This window comes from uncultured Campylobacter sp. (assembly GCF_938031315.1).
Taxonomy (GTDB): domain Bacteria; phylum Campylobacterota; class Campylobacteria; order Campylobacterales; family Campylobacteraceae; genus Campylobacter_B.
Map to the genome: position 1 here is coordinate 1 of NZ_CALHHT010000159.1, position 1,027 is coordinate 1,027.

Annotated in this window: 1 pseudogene; it reads left to right on the top strand. The window is 43.5% G+C overall.

What is annotated here, in order from left to right:
* Positions 1–173: 173 nt before the first annotated feature.
* A pseudogene (locus tag Q0236_RS04260) lies at positions 174–1,027 on the top strand (hypothetical protein); the annotation flags it as partial.

Below are 1,027 nucleotides of genomic sequence, written 5' to 3' on the forward strand. Positions count from 1 at the left end.
AGGGCATAGGCGAGGTAGAGATCGATCTCGTCTTTGAGCCGATGTGGAATATCGATATGGCGGAGGATCATGTCAAAGAAGCGCTCAGTAGATTTTAAACAGCTTTGCCGCGCCCCGTAGTTTAAGCTTTGAAATTCTAAAATTAGACTTCGAATTTATACTTAGGGGCTGCTATGAAAAAATTTACCAACGGCAAGAAAGAAATTCTACTTCAAACGCAAGGGCTTAGTTTGATTTCAAAGACGTTACAAAACGGCAAAGAAAGGCTGAGTTCTAAAGAATTCGCAAACCACGAAGCTCTGCAAAAAGCTTTCGTAAAAAAGCAAGTTGATGCCCTAAAAAAGGGCTTCATCTATGAAAACAAAAAAGCGAAATTCGGCGAGGCGCTGGCGCATGCCTATATCGGCGGCGGATACAGCGGAGCGCTTGGATTTGCCGAGTTTGAGGATAAATTTTACGTCTATAAATGTAATTTTGACGAGCATGGCTGCGATTATTTAATCGTGCTGGACGGCGAGCTAAAAAATCTTGCGCAAATTGAACTACCAAAAATTTTAGCATGGAAAATGACTGCTACCAAAAAGGCCTTGGTGCTTGATTTGGACCACGAATTCTTTCTTTTTGATGGAGAGAAATTCAACAGGCTTTTTGAAGCCTGGGGTATCACAGGAGGAGGCTTTAGCTCTACTCTAAGCGGCAACGGCAAAATTCTAGCCTGCGGCACGGATGGAATTTTAGCTTTCGGAAGCGACAAGAAGCTAAATTTTAAAACGGAATTTTCGGTAAAGGCCATAGGCTTCGGCAATAAAATTTGCGTAGCCTGTGGAGATGAAGGCGGCAAAAATGTCGCTAGGCTCTACCGCCTAAAAGACTTCGCCGAGCTTTGCCGTATCGAATGCGACGTGGGCTATATCCACTCCCTAAACGTGGGGCTTATCAAAAATGACGCAATTTTGGTCGTAAATAATGGCTTTGATGAGCTGTATTTTTGGGACGTCGCAAGCAAAAAGCGTCTAAGCGTACCAAA